General features: G+C 40.5%; 19 protein-coding genes and 1 pseudogene. 11 read left to right on the forward strand and 9 right to left on the reverse strand.

Annotated elements, in window-relative coordinates:
• Positions 1 to 110: 110 nt before the first annotated feature.
• From P343_RS24880 to P343_RS24900, 5 genes are all read left to right on the forward strand, one after another.
• The gene (locus tag P343_RS24880) at positions 111 to 884 is read left to right on the forward strand and encodes a YveK family protein (protein WP_023509484.1); all 774 of its coding nucleotides are present in this window, start codon (positions 111 to 113) and stop codon (positions 882 to 884) included.
• Positions 871 to 1,572 carry a CpsD/CapB family tyrosine-protein kinase gene (locus P343_RS24885; protein WP_023509485.1) on the forward strand — a complete coding sequence of 234 codons (702 nt, stop codon included), beginning with the start codon at positions 871 to 873 and terminating at the stop codon, positions 1,570 to 1,572. Before P343_RS24880 ends, P343_RS24885 begins: the two co-directional genes overlap by 14 nt.
• A 41-nt stretch (positions 1,573 to 1,613) precedes the next feature.
• Positions 1,614 to 2,381, forward strand: coding sequence for a tyrosine-protein phosphatase (locus P343_RS24890; protein WP_023509486.1), 768 nt, complete (start codon positions 1,614 to 1,616; stop codon positions 2,379 to 2,381).
• 159 nt (positions 2,382 to 2,540) lie between these two features.
• A complete protein-coding gene (locus P343_RS24895) occupies positions 2,541 to 3,236 on the forward strand; it encodes a sugar transferase (RefSeq protein ID WP_023509488.1) in 696 nt (231 codons plus the stop codon).
• A gap of 53 nt (positions 3,237 to 3,289) precedes the next feature.
• Positions 3,290 to 4,150, forward strand: coding sequence for a glycosyltransferase family 2 protein (locus P343_RS24900; protein WP_023509489.1), 861 nt, complete (start codon positions 3,290 to 3,292; stop codon positions 4,148 to 4,150).
• 68 nt (positions 4,151 to 4,218) lie between these two features.
• Here the strand turns inward: P343_RS24900 and P343_RS24905 are convergent.
• From P343_RS24905 to P343_RS24915, 3 genes and pseudogenes are all read right to left on the reverse strand, one after another.
• Positions 4,219 to 4,996, reverse strand: a pseudogene (locus P343_RS24905) (IS30 family transposase); the annotation flags it as partial.
• Between the two features lie 337 nt (positions 4,997 to 5,333).
• Positions 5,334 to 5,705 carry a hypothetical protein gene (locus P343_RS24910; protein ID WP_031263720.1) on the reverse strand — a complete coding sequence of 124 codons (372 nt, stop codon included), beginning with the start codon at positions 5,703 to 5,705 and terminating at the stop codon, positions 5,334 to 5,336.
• Between the two features lie 230 nt (positions 5,706 to 5,935).
• Complete coding sequence (locus P343_RS24915) at positions 5,936 to 6,541, reverse strand: sigma-70 family RNA polymerase sigma factor (RefSeq protein WP_023509491.1); 606 nt, start codon at positions 6,539 to 6,541, stop codon at positions 5,936 to 5,938.
• A 968-nt stretch (positions 6,542 to 7,509) separates the two neighbouring features.
• Here P343_RS24915 and P343_RS24920 point away from each other — a divergent pair.
• The 6 genes from P343_RS24920 to P343_RS0118635 all read left to right on the forward strand — a co-directional run bounded on the left by P343_RS24920 (position 7,510) and on the right by P343_RS0118635 (position 12,763).
• A complete protein-coding gene (locus P343_RS24920) occupies positions 7,510 to 9,534 on the forward strand; it encodes a BglG family transcription antiterminator (protein ID WP_023509492.1) in 2,025 nt (674 codons plus the stop codon).
• 97 nt (positions 9,535 to 9,631) lie between these two features.
• A complete protein-coding gene (locus P343_RS24925) occupies positions 9,632 to 10,291 on the forward strand; it encodes a class II aldolase/adducin family protein (RefSeq protein WP_023509493.1) in 660 nt (219 codons plus the stop codon).
• Between the two features lie 18 nt (positions 10,292 to 10,309).
• The gene (locus P343_RS24930) at positions 10,310 to 10,810 is read left to right on the forward strand and encodes a PTS sugar transporter subunit IIA (protein WP_023509494.1); all 501 of its coding nucleotides are present in this window, start codon (positions 10,310 to 10,312) and stop codon (positions 10,808 to 10,810) included.
• 22 nt (positions 10,811 to 10,832) lie between these two features.
• On the forward strand, positions 10,833 to 11,126 hold the full coding sequence (locus tag P343_RS24935) for a PTS sugar transporter subunit IIB (RefSeq protein WP_031263723.1): 294 nt from the start codon (positions 10,833 to 10,835) through the stop codon (positions 11,124 to 11,126).
• Between the two features lie 51 nt (positions 11,127 to 11,177).
• A complete protein-coding gene (locus tag P343_RS24940; protein ID WP_023509496.1) occupies positions 11,178 to 12,545 on the forward strand; it encodes a PTS galactitol transporter subunit IIC in 1,368 nt (455 codons plus the stop codon).
• Positions 12,542 to 12,763 (forward strand): hypothetical protein, encoded by a 222-nt coding sequence (locus tag P343_RS0118635; protein ID WP_031263724.1) that lies wholly within the window; start codon positions 12,542 to 12,544, stop codon positions 12,761 to 12,763. The genes P343_RS24940 and P343_RS0118635 overlap by 4 nt, the downstream gene beginning before the upstream one ends.
• 274 nt (positions 12,764 to 13,037) lie before the next feature.
• Here P343_RS0118635 and P343_RS24945 read toward each other — a convergent pair whose 3' ends face one another.
• The 6 genes from P343_RS24945 to P343_RS24970 form a co-directional block, all read right to left on the reverse strand.
• Positions 13,038 to 13,826: a PHP domain-containing protein gene (locus P343_RS24945; protein WP_023509497.1), complete on the reverse strand. Its 789-nt coding sequence runs from the start codon at positions 13,824 to 13,826 to the stop codon at positions 13,038 to 13,040.
• 128 nt (positions 13,827 to 13,954) lie between these two features.
• The gene (locus P343_RS24950; protein ID WP_023509498.1) at positions 13,955 to 14,980 is read right to left on the reverse strand and encodes an ABC transporter ATP-binding protein; all 1,026 of its coding nucleotides are present in this window, start codon (positions 14,978 to 14,980) and stop codon (positions 13,955 to 13,957) included.
• An 82-nt stretch (positions 14,981 to 15,062) separates the two neighbouring features.
• The gene (locus P343_RS24955) at positions 15,063 to 15,851 is read right to left on the reverse strand and encodes an ABC transporter permease (RefSeq protein ID WP_023509499.1); all 789 of its coding nucleotides are present in this window, start codon (positions 15,849 to 15,851) and stop codon (positions 15,063 to 15,065) included.
• Entirely contained in the window at positions 15,848 to 16,681 is an 834-nt protein-coding gene (locus P343_RS24960) for an ABC transporter permease (RefSeq protein WP_023509500.1), read from the reverse strand. Before P343_RS24960 ends, P343_RS24955 begins: the two co-directional genes overlap by 4 nt.
• On the reverse strand, positions 16,682 to 17,515 hold the full coding sequence (locus tag P343_RS24965) for an alkaline phosphatase family protein (protein WP_023509501.1): 834 nt from the start codon (positions 17,513 to 17,515) through the stop codon (positions 16,682 to 16,684).
• Positions 17,505 to 18,593, reverse strand: coding sequence for an ABC transporter substrate-binding protein (locus tag P343_RS24970; RefSeq protein WP_023509502.1), 1,089 nt, complete (start codon positions 18,591 to 18,593; stop codon positions 17,505 to 17,507). Before P343_RS24970 ends, P343_RS24965 begins: the two co-directional genes overlap by 11 nt.
• Positions 18,594 to 18,684: the final 91 nt, after the last annotated feature.

Below are 18,684 nucleotides of genomic sequence, written 5' to 3' on the forward strand. Positions count from 1 at the left end.
CACATTTGCTAATAAACTGTTACATTGGCAAATTAAATTCTATGGTATAATTTATTAGAATTTATCGGAAATTGTTGATTAAGCAACTAATCTACTTTGCGAGGGATATTATGGAAGAGACTATTAGCCTTAAAGAGATTTTTGCCACATTAAGGAAACATGTGCTACTAATTGTAACGATTACACTCTTAGGAGTGATGATAAGCGCCGGGGTTACGTTCTTTCTGATGACACCAAAATATGACGCTTCGACACAGATTCTTGTTAACCAGGCAAATGCGAATAGCAACAGCCTTTATCAGCAGGCAAACACAGTTCAGACGAATGTGCAGTTGGTCAATACGTACAGTGTCATCATCAATAACCCAGCCGTATTGAATCAAGTGATCAAGAAACTGAATCTGAACCTGACAACGGATGAATTGAAAAATATGCTGACCGTAAGTACAGCACAAAATTCCCAAGTATTCACCCTTACAGCAGAGACAGACAGTCCTGCTCAATCGGTAAGAATCGTTAATGGTGTGGCGGCAGCGTTCAAATCGCAAGTGCAAAAAGTGATGAATGTCGATAATGTCAGCATTCTATCGCCGGCAAATGTTGCTTCTAGCTTAGAGCCTGTAAAACCAAAGGCTACTATAAATTTAGCAATCGCATTTGTTGTTAGTTTAATGGTGTCTGTCGGTTTAGCATTCTTGCTCGAATATATGGACAACACAATCAAGACTGAAGAAGATATTGAAAAAATTCTCGATCTACCTGTACTTGGTTTTATATCTGAGATCAAAGATGGCCGTGAACCGAGTAACGGAAAGTCTAGGTCGACCGCACATACCGCCGGACGGCATCAATTGAGAGGAGCTGGCCACGTTGAGACGAAATAAGCAGAGCTTGTCCAAACAACGTCATTTAATTGCTTTCTATAAACCAAAATCGACAACTGCAGAACAGTTCCGAACGATCCGAAGCAACGTCGATTTCTCACAAGTCGATACGGATTTAAAAACGATTATGTTGACTTCATCTGGTCCTGGCGAAGGAAAGTCGACATCAACTGCTAATCTCGCTGTAGTAATGGCTCAACAAGGCAAAAAAGTGTTATTGATTGATGCGGATCTCCGGAAACCGACGATGCATTACACGTTCCGTCTCTCAAATACAGAAGGTTTGACGACAATGCTACGGAAGCTGACCACTTTTGATGAGTCGGTTAAGAAAACGGAAGTCGACAATTTGTTCGTTTTAACAAGCGGTCCGATCCCACCTAATCCGGCTGAACTTTTAAGCTCTGTCGGCATGGCAAGCTTCATTACCCATGCACTAACACTGTTTGACAATGTCATTATTGACACGCCGCCTATCCTTGCGGTTACTGATGCTCAGGTGTTGGCAAACCTCTGTGATGGAACCATCTTGGTTGTCCGAAGCGGTGTTGCTGAAAAAGAAGCAGCAGCCAAAGCGAAAGATTTGCTGATGAAAGCAAAGGCACGGATCCTCGGAGTTATTCTTAATGGCAAGCCGATCAGTAAGGGAAATGACTATTATTACTACAATTATTATGGTAATGACTAACACAAACGTAGTACATTCTAAGGATGGGAGGGTCTGTACCATTGATTGATATCCATTGCCATATATTGCCGGGAATAGACGATGGTGCACAAGATGAAAAGGTTTCGCTGGCAATGGCTGAACAAGCGGTTGCCCAAGGGATCACTCAGATTGTGGCGACGCCTCATCATAAGAATCGTCATTGGGATAATCCCGGAACCGAAATACGAGCACAAGTTCAAGCACTTAATCAATTATTCAAACAGAATCAGATTGGGCTGCAGGTTCTTCCTGGGCAAGAACCGAGAATTTTTGGGGAAATGGCCCAAGATGGTATGGATCAAGAACTGATGACCATTAATGATAACAAGAAATACATCCTCATTGAATTTCCTACGCATCATGTACCGAGATACGCTCAGCAACTGTTCTTTGATTTGCAAGTTAAAGGCTTGACTCCGGTAATTGTTCATCCGGAACGCAACGAGGAAATCGTCAATCATCCGAACATTCTCTACGGATTTATAACCGATGGTGCGCTGTCACAAGTCACAGCAGATAGTTTAATTGGAAAGAACGGCAGAACGACAAAGAAGCGAACGCTCCAGTTTATTGAACATAATCTTTCACAGTTTGTCGCCTCAGATGCACACAATGTCACCACACGCCCTTTCTACATGCAAGAAGCATTTCTTGAGTTGAAAAAACAATTTGGAAGAGACTTGGCTAATCAATTTAGAAAAAATGCGGAAATGTTAATTAACGGCGAACTCATTAACCGAGATGCGCCGGTTGAGATAAAAGAGAAAAAGTTCTTTGGAATCTTTTAATTCACTCAGGGGGATTTGAAATAAAAAAGTTCTATTACGTGTCATGGTACTTATTTATAATGGAACTCATAACAAAATAGTTAATATTTTTGAAAAAATTATTTTTAAGGTATTGGACAAAATTCTAAACAATATTACGAGTTTGATGGAGTGATAAATATGGCAATATCTAAATATCAAACTAACCCAGAATATTCATCGAAGATAGAACTGGTGAATTCAACTGATTCTAATAATTCTCCCACGTACTTCTTTATTAAAAGAACTATGGATTTAATTGGAGCAATAATTGGTCTAATACTAAGTTCTCCCATTTTTTTCATTATAGCGATATTCTATTTGTTTGGTAATCAAAGAGGCCCAATGTTTTTTAAACAAAAAAGAACGGGCCTTCATGGAAAAATGTTCTATATCTACAAGTTTCGATCAATGGTTGTTAATGCTGAAGAAAAGTTAAAAATGAATGAAAATTTATATCATAAATACATTGAAAATAATTATAAACTTGAACCTGGTGAAGATCCAAGAATAACAAAGATAGGTCATTTTTTAAGAAAAACTAGTTTAGATGAGTTGCCACAGCTGATCAATATTATTAAGGGTGAGATGAGTTTAATAGGACCAAGGCCTATTGTAAAAGAAGAATTAGATGAATATGGGGAAAAGAAAGATATATTTTTGTCAGTAAAACCTGGACTAACAGGATACTGGCAAGCAAGTGGGAGAAGCAATGTAGGGTATCCTGAACGAGTAAATATTGAATTATATTATGTTTATCACAAATCATTTATCTTTGATATTAAAATCTTTTTTATGACTATTAAATCGGTCATTTTAGGAAATGGAGCATTTTGATTTTACGTCGTCTAATTCATATATAAACAAACTACTTTAAATGAGTGATTACTGTGAAAATATCATTTGTTATTCCAGTTTATAATCCTGGACAATGCATAAAAAAATTAATCAGTTGCATTAAACGTTTTTCGTTAACCCATGATATCGAAATAATTGTGATTGATTCTTCATCTAATGATGGTTCAACTGATTTTTTGGTGAAAGATGATTCTATTAATTACCTAAAAATAAAGAAGATAGAATTTAACCACGGTGGAACTAGAAATATGGGACTTAATGTCTCATCAGGTGAATTTATTTTTTTTATTACGCAGGACATCGTTATTCCTGATGTGCAAAATTTGGGAAACTTATTAAAACCATTACTTAATAATTCAAAAGTGGGAGTTGCGTATGGTAGACAACTTCCCAAAAAGAATGCAGATTTTTTCGGTGTCTCTGCTAGAAAAATTAATTATCCTTCTGTTAGTAGAATTAAATCTATAAAAAGTGTTGATAAATTAGGAATTAAGACCATCTTTGTTTCAGATTCTTTTGCGGCATACAGAAGATCTGCTCTCATCGAAATTGGAGGATTTCCGACTGATATAATAATGAATGAAGATCAGTATGTGGGTGCAAAATTAATTAAAAATGAATGGCTAATTGCCTATGAAGCAGACGCTTGTGTTTATCATTCTCATAATTATACTCATAGTCAGGAATTTAAAAGGTATTTTGATATTGGTGTTTTCTTTGGCCATAATGATTGGATACTAAAAGATTTTTCTAAGGCTGAAAAAGAAGGCGCAAAATTTGTTTTAAATCAATTAAAATATCTAATAAGAAAAAAAAAGTTTAGAATTATCCCAAATTTGTTTGTGAGAAATTTCATGAAATATTTTGGATTGCTAGATGCAATAATAAATTAGCCACCCGGACATCCGGCGGTACCACTAGGTTTGTTCCTGCCGCCTAGGCGGCAGGAACAAAAAGCAACTCAGCTCACTAGTTTCTGTAATTCCCTTTTGAATGCTTCAGCAGGTGTCCGGTAGTTCAGAATCTTCCTTGGGAGATGGTCAATAGCTCGAATCATTTGGCAGATGAACGTCCGAGAATAATTTTCGATCGGCCGACCCTTCGGAATGAACCTACGGATCATCCAATTGTGACGTTCATTCGTCGGCCGTTCCCAGGCGGCCGTACGGATGTGTGTAGTAGACGTGCGTGGCCTGATCCTTCAGGCTGTTCGTCAAGCTTGAGAACTCGCTGCCATTGTCGGCCGTGATCGTCCGAAAGACGCGACCGAACAATGGACCAAATCGATCGATTAACCGCTTGATGGCATAGTCTACTGAATCCGGATCTTTGCCGTCAATCTTTTGGGAGATCGTGTCACGGGTCTTGCGTTCCACCAGTGTCAGGAGCACATCGTCTCCACCGGATTTTTTACCGACCACGGTATCGATCTCCCAGTGCCCAAACTGCTCTCGCTTCTGAACTTCCGCAGGCCGGTCGTCGATACTGTCCCCCAGATGCTTGATGTTGGGTCGATGCCCGGATTTTTTGGAACGGTAACGGAGTTTGTTGGGCAGATCCAGGTTCTTTGCTTTCAGGAATCCGCGATCGATATAGCGGTATAACGTCCGCGTGCATACCCTGACCTTGTTTTTCCACTTCGGATCCCGATTGGCGGCACCACAGACCGCATCAGGAGACCATTTGTCTGGGGACAGGATCTTATTCTTCTTATTCTCGGCATAGGCGATGAAATCTGCATCGTGTTCAACTGATCCGGACGTTTTATTGGAGAATTTTGAAAACGCTATAATAGGATTTCTGCTCGGTATTGAATCGGGGGAGGTCCTTTTCCTATCCAACTTCCACCGGATCAATGTACAAAAAATTGAGCAGGCATCTCTTCATAGGGATGGCTGCTCAATTAAATTGTTGAACCATTTGACCGAGATGTTTACGAAAATGTTTTGTATCGGAAATCTAAAAAATGAGGTGGTTTTGCATGGTTGTGCACCTGTGATTGACGTGGAAGTAGTAGGTTCCGGATCCTGCTCATCTCCTGATCCAGCGAGTTGAGCGTTTTGCGGTGGCATATGCTTATAATGATCGAACTTGCTTTAAGCTTCTTATTTCGCCTTCTTGGGTAATTGACCGCATTGAAAGTGTAGTAAGGATCGTCGCTTGTTCATCAACTTTTACATTCAGTCCGGTTATGGCTTCTGAATTTTTAACAACTTGCTTTTGAATGACATCAACTTTCTTCTCGATGCGGTCCAAGCGATTATCAATACCATCGAATCTTTGGTCAATTGCAGTAAATCTTTGATCAATTGCATCGAACCTTTGATCAATTGCAGTAAATCTTTGATCAATCGCATCGAACCTTTGATCAACTGCATCGAGCCTTTGGTTTACTTCTTTAAATCCTTGTCTCATTTCTGTGAGAATTAACTTGAGTTCTTCGGTCATCTTGTGCACTCCTCTCTTATCATGGATGGTCGTTGTCTAACATATATAATTATATATGGAAATGCAGAGATTCGTATATATTTTTTGTCGATTAACTTTTTTCGATTTTGGGCTAGAGCTTATGTAATCCCGCTCATGTCATCGATTATACATGATCCATTGATCATTGCATGATCACGTGAGCGGCTACTTGTAAAAAGGGTTAACCAAAGGCAAAATGGCTAACCGTTTCAAGATTTTCGGGATCCTTTTGTCATCAATTCTTCTTTTAAAGGGGCTAACTTTTTTCGTAAACTTTTTTTCCAGGAGCGAACGGTGTGTTCGGAGACTTGGGCGGCTTCGGCAATTTGTTTGGTGTCCCAATCGCCGAATAAGGTGAGATTGAGGTACTGCGTTTCGCGGGGGCTTAGGTACGGGAGGTGATCTTCGAGGAGGCGGAGCATTTGCACTCTTTGTGGTTCGGGGGATTCATCGGGGATGTCATATGCGTCGTCGGTGCTGCTGTACGCTTCACGACTAGCATTTTTGTAGTGCTTTCTGAGGTAATCGGAGAGTCTGCCGTTCATGGTTCTTGATGCGAAGGCGATAAAGACATTTTCCGGATTTTTCTCGGTATCGACTTTGGTGATGTCGAACTTCTCATTTGCTTCCCAGAATGCGTAACGCGCAATTTGCAGTAAATCGTCGCGATCGGAGGGGCTGTACAGATAGTTGCCATACATATGGCCGTTTTGGCTAACGATTTTTAAGATCTTCGGTTCGTACTTCTTCATCAGTCTGTCAAAGGCGTCGTGCTTAGGCTCGAACGGGGCGGCAAAATAGTCGGTAAACGGCATAATTGTGGAGCTCCTTTCGGGGATTCGTTTTTTGGTGAAGTTGAAGGTTGTGGAACGAGGATAAAGAATAGTGACGGAGAATGAAACAGTTAATCTAGTGAATAGCTCTTTGATTTATATATAGGAGGAACAGTAAAAAAGTGGTGAGAAAAATCAGAAATTATGTATGAAGTACTTTCCTTCAAATAAGATGAAACAGAAAATGAGCAGCCATCTCAAAAATAGGGACGGCTGCTCTTTAGTAATCTTGGATCAGTCGAACGAGATGTTCGGGAAAAGCTGGTAAGTCTTAACTGAGAAATTAGGAAACTGAGAAGTTCAATGGTGCAGATGGCCTTGCGATGTATGACTGACTTGTTGTAACGGAGATCCGGATATACTTTTTTCTCCCTGTCCGGTAGGGTACCACTTGACGATTTCGCGAAGAGCGAATTGGGGATCAGCAGCTCGGTGCGGCTGATTCGTGTTGCGAGGACTTTCATGGTCAAGCGGAGAAATGCTTGTGTCTTTCGTGGACGTTGGGCAAATCAATCATCGAGATTCGCCGAGGATTCATCGCGACTTTATCACGGCAATACTGTAATCCCTCCTTGAGTTCATCATACCTAATATTTACTAGAATAGAAATACAAATTTTGAATTATTTGTCATTTGTCACCTATCTGTTCACACAATCGACAATTTATTACTAATATCACGAGTCTAAAGTAACGAATTATGGATATATATGGGATTAAATTGAAAAAATAAGTGGTTTATGAGTTTGATATGTCTATTATGATAAAATATGTATTTATTGAAATAAAATTCAAAAATAGTTTTTGTTCATAAGATTAAATAACCCTCATCTGTTGAATAGATAAGGGCTATTTGAGTTTGTCACATTAATTTTGTAAGCGCTTTTATTTACTGTGATGAAGTCTAAGAGGCTATCTCCTATAATTAGATGTGTAAGAGAGGTGAGGTCGTTGGAGCTAGAGGAAAAAGAATTGATTAAATTGATCCTTATCCAGAAAAAACCGAGCTTATATGAAATTGAGAAGAATTTAGAAATGAGTCATGAACAAATAGTGCAACTGATTCATTCCATTAATCATCAGCTTATTTCTAATTCAGTTGAAGTCGTTGATGATGCATTGGTGGTCTCGGTCAAGTGCGCGGATGAATTGTATGGATTGCTAATAGGGACGCAGAATGCCGTTTCTTATGACGATATGAATTTCCGTAAAAGTTTGATTGAGATGGAACTCATGACGCAGAAAATGCATCATTCGCTGCAAACTCTATCTGAGCGCTTTTATGTTAGCAGAAATACCATTTATTTGGACATGAAGCATATTAAGAAAGATATAAAAGCGCAGCAATTGGAGCTTGGCTATTCAAGGAAGATGGGTTATCAAATTTTAGGTACGGAGTATCTGCTGCGAAATCATTTGGCTCAGCTCACGCGAAATTTGCTTAAATCTTTTTATGGGAAATCGTGTTTGAGTGTTCTCCATTTTGTTCATGAAGCTGATTACGCTAAGCTGAAAAAATGTTTGTCGCAGATTGAACAACTGACTCAAATTCAGTTGACAGATGAGCAAATGGAAGAACTTCCGTACATTCTGGCGGTTATTTTATGCCGTATTCGTTGTTATCCGCTATCGTGGTCGTTCAAAATTGAGAAATATGATATCCGTAATACGATCGAATTTCCAATTATTAAGGATTGTCTGAGCGATTTTACGTTCTTGAAGGATGTCGACATTCTGTACCTGTCGCTGCATATTCTTTCTTCAAATCGAATAGAGTCGGCTTTTGACTTTATAAATAGTGAGGAAATCCTGTCAGCAATTGATCAGTTTGTTGAGACCATTAAAAACAAATTGGCTTTACAATTTGTTAAGGAAACAGAATTTAAAGAGAAGCTTCTGCTTCATGTACAACCGGCGATTTTCAGAAATCTATTCGGTTTCCGGATTAATAATCCGCTGACTGATCGTTTCATAAAAGAGCATAGAGAAATCTATCTTTCTGTAACAGATGCAGTGGAGCCTTTTGAACAAATTGTCGGCCATCCGCTTTCGGACGAAGAAATTGTCTATCTGTCAATGATTGTTCTGGGGTGGATCTATCAGTCGGAAGAGAGCAGAACGTGTTCGATAAAAGCGGTGGTGCTTTGCCCAAACGGTACATCAGTTTCTAAACTCTTATTAGAAAATCTGAGAGGTATGTTCCCGGAGATTGAGTTTGCTGGTGCTTATTCATTCCGGCAATTTGAACAGATGGATTTAGATCTCGATTTCATTTTTACAACGAAACCGATAGAAAGCAAAGCACAAACGATTATCGTACCGCCATTTCTTGAACCGGAAAGCAGAAAACAGCTTCGGGAGTTGGTGGCCAAACTTTTGTATACGGATGCTTCTATTCAAGCAAAAAGTGCGGTAAGTACCATAAAGGACTTGTTGCCGAAAGATAAGCTTTATGCTGCCGAAGCCTTGCTCAAAGTCTTTTTTGAAGAAAATAAAGAAATCTCATCCACTGTCACTTTTAAACCGAAAAAACAAGAGCTAGATGATAGAAATATTGTGATTGTGGAGGATTCGGTTTCTTGGGGAGATTGTCTCGATGTTGTTTTTGCACCGATGATTGCCAGAAAGACGGCCGACATGGAATACCTTAGCCGTTGCAAAGATGTGTTTTACAGGAACTATCGGCAAATGCTTATTGGACCGAATATTTATCTGCCGCATACGGCTCCGTTCATTGAGTTAGCGCAGCCGGACGTTGAGATTGCTGTGTTCAAACAGCCGGTCATTGATCCGGATGGGCATCATCTGCGGATTATGGTTGGGCTGGTTCCTTCAAAGACAAACGAACATGTTCCTTTATTACTGATGTTGAACGATATCTTTTTGGATCATCCTTCTCTTGAAACTTTAATGAATGCTGAATCGGTGTCTCAAGTGCTGAAAGTCTTTGAAGGAGGTGAGGCTATTGAAAAATAGCTGTGACTCGCTTCAAAGGTTTGTCTGATCGTCTTCTATATGTCTGGTTCTTATGATCTGATCAATAGAAACAAAAAAAGGATTGGAGTGTTTGATCATGTTAGACTATTTGAAACAGGAAGTATGTGAGCTGTCAAAAAAGGCTCAGAGGAGCGGACTTTGTAAGCATAAATCAGGTAATTTTAGTGCGCGTGATAATGAAAGCGGTTTATTTGTTTTCACGCCGACAGGGGTTGATCGTGAACTGCTAACTCCTCGCGATATGGTCGTTGTTGACCAAGATGTTCATGTCATTGAGAACCTGTCCGGATTAAAACCGACTAGTGAGCTGCTGATGCACTTGAAAACCTATGAGGCACGACCAGATGTGAGTGCAATTGCTCACACACATTCAATGTACGCTACTTCTTTTGCCATTATCAATAAGACAATACCGGCAATTGTTTATGAATTGCAGGCGCTTGGCGCGAAACGCGGATATGTGCCTGTCGCTCCATATGGGCGTCCGGGAACTTATGAACTAGCGAATCATGTTGCCAATACACTTCACGATTCAGATGTTGCCTTGATGGAGAAGCATGGAACTATTGGCATTGGAAAAAACATTTATGATGCTTATCTAAAGGTTTCTTATTTAGAAGAATTAGCACAGATGTACTATAACGTACTCACACTTAATGGCAGCAAGGAACCTGATGCACTTCCGTCTTCGGAAATCGTTCAATGGGCATATCCAAAAGAGGTTATCTTTTCATGAGTGTTGGGGGTGATTCAAATGGCAAAAAATGATGTAACCTTTGATATGTTTTTCAAAAATGACTTGGTATTTCATGATGTAGATTGGGTGGATACAGCAGACTTTTTTCATAAGATTTCCGAAAATCTTGTACGTGGGGGATATGTTGCGCCAACCTTCTATGGAGCAATTACCGAGCGTGAGCTGAATTATCCAACCGGACTTCAAACGGCCTCAATTGGTGCAGCCATACCTCACGCTGACCCTGTTCACATTAAGGAGCCGTTCATCGCTGTCATTCGTCCGACACATTCTATTGCGTTTGCGCCGATGGGTGGGAGCCCGGATGATGAAAAAATCCAGGCAAAAATCATCTTCGTGCTTGGTGTTATGCGCAATGGTCTTCAAGTCAAAGTATTACAAAGGCTGATGGGGATGTTGTCCGATGAAGCGGTGATTCATCAACTGCTCCAGGCATCAAACGAAGATGAGATTCTTCGAATTATTAAAAACTCATTTACATCGGAACAAACCGTATAAAAATGAAGGGAAGAGAATGATCATGGCAAAAATAATTGTTGCATGTGGTTCAGGTGTGGCAACATCACAGACGGTGGCTTCTAAAATAAACCGGTTGCTGAAAGAGAAAAAAATCAATTCAACGGTCGATGCAGTGGATATTAAATCTCTGGATAACTTTATCAAGGATGCAGATGTCTATGTATCTATTGTGCGCACTAATAAAAAATTTACGATTCCGGTCATCAATGGAATTGCCTTTCTAACCGGTATGGGCCAGGACAAAGAGTTCGAGAAATTAGTGGATGCAATAAAGAAGGCAGATGCAAAAAAATGACAAAATGACACAATGAAGAGACAAATCGGATGATAAACGGAGGGGAAAGTCATGCAAATGCTTAAAGAAGTTGTCAATTATATTCTCAGCTTAGGTGCACCGGTTTTTGTACCGATCATCATGTTGATTGTCGGTCTGGTCGCCCGGATGAAATTCAAAGATGCTTTTTCGGCAGCATTGACTCTTGGGATTGCCTTTACAGGCATGACCTTGGTGATCAACTTCATGACAGGCGCGATTAGTCCGGCTGCACAAGCATTATCTCATCGAACCGGGATTACTTTAACGGCAGTGGACGGCGGCTGGCCGGGAATGGCTGCTATCTCTTGGGCTTGGCCGTATGCGTTTCTGATGTTCCCGTTGCAAGTTGGCATTAATATAGTAATGCTCATCTTTAATTGGACGAAGACGTTGAATGTTGACATGTGGAATGTTTGGGCAAAGATTTTTACAGCCGTTATGGTTTCTTATATCTCCGGAAACATGATTATGGGTTTTATCGCGGCAGCGATTCAAGTTGTCCTAGAATTGAAGGCAGGGGATATCTGGGGACCGCGCGTTCAGGAACTGACTGGTATTCCGGGTGTCACGGTACCGCACCACATCACATTGCTCGCAACGATTCTTCATCCTGTTGAAATTGTATTAAATAAAACACCTTTGCTGAATAAAAAAGTGGATTCGGATTTTCTGAAAGAAAAAATTGGTATTTTTGGTGAAAACGAAGTCATGGGTGCAATCATCGGCTTGCTGCTTGGTTTCTCTGCAGGCTACAGCATTTCCGGCTCGCTGACTTTAGCAGTTCAATCGGCCGCAGCGCTCGTTCTGTTCCCAATGATTTCTAAACTGTTTTCTCAAGCATTGTCGCCAATTTCTGAAGGTATTTCCGAATTTATGCGCAATAAATTTTCAGATAAGGAAGTGTTCATCGGGCTGGATTGGCCGATTCTTGCCGGACGTAGTGAACTATGGGTTGCCGTGATCATCACGATTCCGATTTTGTTGATTTCTGCAATTGTGCTTCCGGGTAACGCGGTTTTGCCATTTGCCGGCATTATCAATCTATCATTTGTTGTAGCGGCACTGCTTCTGACTAATGCGAACATTATTCACATGCTCATCATGGGTCTGCTAACTTCGCCGCTCTTTCTATATGCAGCAACATTTTTCGCACCTTATATTACACGCCTTGGAAAATCAGTCGGTACTGTTTCCATTCCGCATGGTATGATGCTGAGCTGGAGCACATTTGAATCACCGGATTTCCGCTTTCTGGCAGCGTTTGCCGCTAAGTTTAACATTTGGGCTATTCTTGCTCTAATTGCCTGGATGGGATTATTTTACTGGCTCTATAAGGATATCGACCGGCAAAATAAAAAAGTTACGATAACGAATGATCAGGAAGTTGATCTGTCATGATTCAGAAAACATTCTGGTATTTGATGCTTGGATTATCTGTCACACTTTTTGTTATGACGATCGTTTCAAATAATTTTTGGCTGCTATTCGGAAGTCTCGTGCTTGCCTTTGTCGTTCGAATCAAGGGAAATAAAGTATTATTCGGGGCGTATGATCAAAAACGAAAAGAAAAAATCGAGCGAATCAAAAAGCTTCGGGCAAAGAAAAGCGGAGCATAAGGGATGAAAAATTGACTGTTGTTATTCTTAAAAAACCCGGGATTTAAAATTCCCGGGTTCTATTCATTTTCCTTGAGAAATTGTAGTGACTGTTCCTAAGTTTAATGTTTTATAATGCTTCCTCACTTATTTGAATCATGTAATTAAACCCTGCATGAAACAATCACAAATAAAATATTCGAGAAGGTGGGTCTAAAGAATCTCTCCCAACTTCTCGAATTTATACACGCATACTATTGAACCGCCGTAGCAAAACTGTCCTGTTTCTAATATTTTACAATGTATCATCAATCATTCTTTTCCTGTTTTTAAAGTAAACAGGAGTCAGATGTGCATCACGTGCCATAGCGACACCAAGCTGAAATTTGTTGCCAATCGTATCCGGAGTATGGTTGTCTCCGCCGATTGTTACATATTTTCCTCCCAGTTCAGAATAACGCCGTACAATACCGGCTAGACCGTCATAGAAATCCTGTTTACCGATTAGCCGCAGATTGATCTCAAGACAAATATCATGATGGATCAGAGCGGTTAGAAAATTATCGATCAGTACTGGAAAATCTTCGTAGCGTAATACGTTATCGCTATATTCAAGATAACGGCACGGATAGTCGATATGGGCAAACGTGTCAATGTATGGATTTTTGTTAATCGTATGCTCGGCATAGATCAGATAGCGGGCAAAGAAATCTGGTTTTGATAAAAAGTTTTTGGATTGATCATTCAGGATATCGTAATCCTGAATATTATGTACAGAACCAATCACAAAATCAAACGGATGGTTTTCGACAATCTTCCGGTTACGCTCAATGTAGCTTGTCCGGTTATCAAGGCCGAGCTCGATTCCGAGAAGGAGCCGATCGTTTCGATACGTTACATAGTCGCGAAAATAATCGTCGAGAGGAAATGTGATTTCTGATCCGTCAACATCACGTTCATTCAGGTCATAATGGTCCGTAATAATCAGATTAAGGTGATTACTATTTCCCTGTTTGATTGCATCCTCAATCCTCATCTCAGCATCAAATGAGAATTTTGTATGGTTGTGCGTATCAAAGGGCATGCTATCGTCTCCCAAGTATTCTATTAATTTTGTAACCCAATTTTATAAAAAAATATGATTGAACTAGGTCTTACTTAAATGGTGCAAACACCACAATGTCAGTTATTGTGTGGTCTTATCTAGAACGATTAATCCTTTAATGGTAGAACGTCCGAATGGCGCAGATAAAGAGTTACTTCCTGCCCGAGTTCTGAGTGCGACTCAGGTTGATGCAGCATTTCATAAGTAATCGTTACGTCATGCACGTCGATAGCATATCGGATCGTATTGCCAATCATATTTTTCTCCTTCACTACTCCTTTTAAAGTGAGGCATTCTGAATTTCCAGCGGATTGTTTTATGAACGCTTCAGGACGGATCGCATAGACGTCTGCCTTTTCTATTTTGTCGTTATTATCGCTCTTCTCAAGAATATCAATGAGTTGCTGATGAGTCAGCACATTATAATTACCAATAAAGCCGGCAACGAATTTTGTTTTTGGTCGTAAATACAGATCTTCAGGAGTATCCGACTGCTCGAATTTACCGTTGTTCATCACATAAATATAATCCGATATAGCGATTGCTTCTTCCTGGTCATGTGTGACAAAAAGAACGGTCATCTTCAGTTTTTGCTGCAGCTCTCTAATCAGACCTCTTAATCTCCTGCGGATCTGAGCATCCAATGCGCTCAGGGGTTCATCAAGAAGTAAAATCTTGGGCTGATTGACAATTGCACGGGCTAATGCCACCCGCTGCTGCTGGCCTCCGGATAGTTCATTGGGATAGCGATTCTCTTTTCCGTTCAAGCTGACCAGATCTAGGTAATACAGCACTTTTTTCTTTATTTCATCTGGTTTAATCTTTTGTACCTTTAGTCCGAAGGCAATATTTTCATATACGGTCATATTCGGAAACAGGGCATAGGACTGAAAAACCATGCCGATGTTGCGCTTTTGCACACTTTCATAGGTAATGTCCTTGCCATCCACAATTATTTTCCCGCTGTCTGCCCTAAGTAGTCCACAAATGGAACGCAGCAGTGTTGATTTACCGCAACCGCTTGGACCTAATAGGCTGATAAATTTTCCTTCCTCTACATTAATGGATAAATGTTCGAGTACGTGGATGTTCTGATACGACTGTGTCAAATCTTGGATCTCTAAATAACTCATGGAGCAGCCACCTTTACAAGAATATGGTTCAGAAAAGTAGGATCGAAACCTTGTGACTTATTGTTTTTTTTCTAACTGAATTTCAAACACTTTTTCTTTTTCTGCCATTCGTAAACAAGATGATCAAGAAGCTCAGAATGGACAGAACGAACAGATAAGCAATGACAACCGCACTAGAAATGTGTCCGCTGACTTGCATTATTCGGAACAAATAAATCTGGATCGTTTCATAATTACCGCCTACGACGAGATTCGTTAATGTAAATTCACCGAATAAGATAGAAAAGGATAAGAGTGACGAAACGAGTATTCCTTTTTTTATATTAGGAATAATGATACTGAAAAATATTTTTAATTGATTCGCTCCGAGAAGCTCGGCTGCTTCGATCATAGAGGACATATTTACACTATGCAGGCTATTGCGAATGCCTTGATACATGTAGGGCATTACAACAATAAAGTACGCACCTCCAACAAGAATTAACTTTGGTACTTCGATACTCGAATAGGTTTGAAGCAAGCCGGAAGCGAGGATAATTCCCGGCATGGCATACGGCAGCAGCACAATACTCTGAAACAATTTTTCCAGACGTGGGAAATGCATACTGACAATGACGACCGTAGGGAGCATAACCAGAATCACGACAGCCATCGACACAATGATGAGTACCAGTGTTCGAATCAAAGCATTAATAAATGTCGGGTCTTCAAACATTTGTGCATACCATTTTAGTGTCAGTCCGGACGGGAGGATTGTCGTCGTCCATGACGTCGCCAGTGAATAAACGAGAGTCACAAATAAAGGAATAATGAGATAGAGTGCTAATAAGGTAACGATTAAATAAAAGGGCCACTTTTTACCTTCGCTCATCCGATATCCCTCCGTAACTTTTTCAGAACAAGCTGATTAATAAATAGCGCAATAATCATTGTCAAAGCAAGGACAAGGGCCATCGCACTTCCTAAATTTGGCATCGTATTGATATCTCCTGAAGTGAGCGCGCCAATCCGAGTCGACAATAGGTTGAAGCTGCCGCCGGTTAGTGCATATGCTGTTGCATAAGCGCCCATCGCGTTGGCAAACAGAATGGTCAGTGTGCCGAAGAAGCTAGGAATTAAATAAGGAATCACAATTTTCACCCAATACCTAAAGGAACTGGCACCAAGTAGATAGGCGGCTTCTCTCCATCGTTGATCAATCCCATTGAAGACTGGGTAGAAGAGCATGATCGCAAGTGGAAGCTGAAAATAGACATACACTAGAACGAGACCTACCCATGTATACAAATTGAATTGTACGTGTACATATTTGAGCATGAGCGTGATAAACCCACTGTTTCCAAGCAGGATAATAAAGGCAAAGGCTAGCGGTACGCCGGCAAAATTAGATGTCGCATTCAAAATCAGCAATAATCGGTTCTGAGTGTTCTGTGTCAGTTTTGTAATGGCATAAGTTACAAAAATTCCGAGTATCGAGCCGATGATGCTGGAAAAGAGCGATAAATTAATACTGTTTGTGATCGCAACTGAATAGAAGCGCTGCGAGAAAATTAGGTGAAAGTTATAAAAAGAAAATGTACCGGTACTGTCTTGAAAAAAACTGCTGATCACCATCATAATAAAGGGGATCAGCAGAACTGCTGCAAAGATGAGGATAAAAGGGACCAATACCATAAAGTTTTTTAGTCGCATGTATTTCATTCAATTCACTCCTGTTTTTAAACCCGGCAAGGCTAATTCCTGCATCTTCTCCGACTTTTCAATCTGCAATAAATGGCATGCGAGCGGTGCAATCATCAGTTGTGAAACAAAGCTGTCGCTATGTTCCTCCATTGCTACCTTATCTGAAAGTATGTAAAGAGGAACATGACGTTCCTCTTTTGATGTACCGCCGTGAAAACCTAGGGGATTCATGCCATGATCGGCGGTAACTATGACCTGATAGCCGGCTTCGATCCATTTTGGAATACAAAGAGAGAGAATGTTATCGATTTCAGCTACTTTATTGCAGTACTCAAACGAATCGGGTTTAAATTTATGACCGGCATCATCGACATTCATTGAATGGATATAGAGAAAATCCGGTGCGTACGTATTGAGCAAATAATTTGCGTCCATCAGCAAATGGGAATCCGGATAATCATCCTGCATATAAAAGATTCCATGCTGAATCGGATGATCCGGATGATGCTGAATCCGATCTTGAAAAATTCTAAATGGTGCGTGCTCGTACAATTCACTGACCCAGTAATAAGAGGCGGTTGCATTAACCAAATGATTCTTTGAAGTCAGATCAAACAGACTTTCTTCTTTTGATGCTTGTACGGAAAGATTCGACACAATCTGGCTTTCTGCAGGGACAACGCCTGTCAACAGAAGCTCATACATAGGTCTGGAGAGACTCGGGAGTTGTGAGTGAACCTGATAGAAGGCTGCTTTTTTCTGCTCAACGAGATGTTCCATGAATCCCATATGCAAACGGGCTTTGTCTAGCCTTAAACCGTCAATCATCATAAAAACCAGTTTATTTTGCATAAGCCATAACCTCTTGTTGCCACGATTGCGGGAGCGCTACTGCTGTTTTATCCCATTCTTTATAGTCGGTTATATGTGTTGTTGTTTTATATTCAGATGCAGGCAACAATTTACTTTGTACATCAGCGGGTAACTTCACATCAGAACGGATTGGACGAGCATAACCTTTTGCGAGATTAATCTGGCCTTTATCCGAAAGAATATAGTCACGAGCGAGCATTGCTGAATAAGGATGCGGGGCATTCTTGTTAATTACGGATACGTAGCAGCTTGATGCGGATGCTTCTTTTGGAATGGTTACGTCGAAACGATTGCGGTCAACCTGATCACGGTAACCTAATGCATTGAAATCCCAAAGGACGGCTACATCGACTTCGCCTTTTTCAAGAGAAGAGATATCAATTTTATTCGTTGACAATCTGCCTTCTTGTGCAAGCTTCTTAAAGTAAGTAAGTCCTGGTTTGATGTTACTGACGCTACCACCGTTAGCTAATGATGCTGCGAGAACGCCGAATTGTGACTCAGTCGCTTTTGTCGGATCAAAAACATCGACTTTATATTTACCGCTTAACAGATCAGCCCATGATTTCGGCGCGTTTTTAACATTTTTCTTATCCGTAAGGAAGGCAATCGTTCCGTAATATTCGCCAACATATTTTCCATCTTGGTCTTTAGCCCATGAAGGAATGCTGTTCCAATATTGCGTTTTATAAGGAAGAACAAGGTTTTCTTTCACTGCAACAGGTCCGAAGCTGACGCCGACGTCGCCAATATCCGCTGTTCCATGAGTGCCGTCCGATTTGAATTTAGCGATTTCTTCAGCGCTGGACATGTCCGTATCCGTATGGCTGATCCCGTAATTGGTCTTGATGTCCTTCCAAGTTCCCACCCAGTTAGCCCATGAATCCGGCATCCCGACGCTGACAACCTTGCCTTCTTTCTTTGCCTTTGCAACCAATTCTTTGTGACTCAAATTCTTGTCGATTGATTTGCTGGACGACTGACCGCATCCTGTTAGAGCAACAGCTAATGATAGGACTAACAATGTGATCATTCCCAAGAACTTAATGCGCTTCATGCCAAACCATCTCCTAAATAATTTAATTTTCGAAAAATAGGAAAAGAAAGGGGAACCAATAGTATGTAAATCATTCTTTATGAGATTCATA

This window comes from Sporolactobacillus laevolacticus DSM 442 (assembly GCF_000497245.1).
Classification (GTDB): Bacteria; Bacillota; Bacilli; order Bacillales; family Sporolactobacillaceae; genus Sporolactobacillus; species Sporolactobacillus laevolacticus.

Bases quoted from the DNA above. Each gene is read 5' to 3' on its own strand.
- P343_RS24880 (WP_023509484.1), top strand. From the start codon at position 111: ATGGAAGAGACTATTAGCCTTAAAGAGATTTTTGCCACATTAAGGAAA.
- P343_RS24895 (WP_023509488.1), top strand. From the start codon at position 2,541: ATGGCAATATCTAAATATCAAACTAACCCAGAATATTCATCGAAGATA.
- P343_RS24910 (WP_031263720.1), bottom strand. From the start codon at position 5,705: ATGACCGAAGAACTCAAGTTAATTCTCACAGAAATGAGACAAGGATTT.
- P343_RS24915 (WP_023509491.1), bottom strand. From the start codon at position 6,541: ATGCCGTTTACCGACTATTTTGCCGCCCCGTTCGAGCCTAAGCACGAC.
- P343_RS24925 (WP_023509493.1), top strand. From the start codon at position 9,632: ATGTTAGACTATTTGAAACAGGAAGTATGTGAGCTGTCAAAAAAGGCT.
- P343_RS24930 (WP_023509494.1), top strand. From the start codon at position 10,310: ATGGCAAAAAATGATGTAACCTTTGATATGTTTTTCAAAAATGACTTG.
- P343_RS24935 (WP_031263723.1), top strand. From the start codon at position 10,833: ATGGCAAAAATAATTGTTGCATGTGGTTCAGGTGTGGCAACATCACAG.
- P343_RS24940 (WP_023509496.1), top strand. From the start codon at position 11,178: ATGCAAATGCTTAAAGAAGTTGTCAATTATATTCTCAGCTTAGGTGCA.
- P343_RS0118635 (WP_031263724.1), top strand. From the start codon at position 12,542: ATGATTCAGAAAACATTCTGGTATTTGATGCTTGGATTATCTGTCACA.
- P343_RS24945 (WP_023509497.1), bottom strand. From the start codon at position 13,826: ATGCCCTTTGATACGCACAACCATACAAAATTCTCATTTGATGCTGAG.
- P343_RS24950 (WP_023509498.1), bottom strand. From the start codon at position 14,980: ATGAGTTATTTAGAGATCCAAGATTTGACACAGTCGTATCAGAACATC.
- P343_RS24955 (WP_023509499.1), bottom strand. From the start codon at position 15,851: ATGAGCGAAGGTAAAAAGTGGCCCTTTTATTTAATCGTTACCTTATTA.
- P343_RS24960 (WP_023509500.1), bottom strand. From the start codon at position 16,681: ATGAAATACATGCGACTAAAAAACTTTATGGTATTGGTCCCTTTTATC.
- P343_RS24965 (WP_023509501.1), bottom strand. From the start codon at position 17,515: ATGCAAAATAAACTGGTTTTTATGATGATTGACGGTTTAAGGCTAGAC.
- P343_RS24970 (WP_023509502.1), bottom strand. From the start codon at position 18,593: ATGAAGCGCATTAAGTTCTTGGGAATGATCACATTGTTAGTCCTATCA.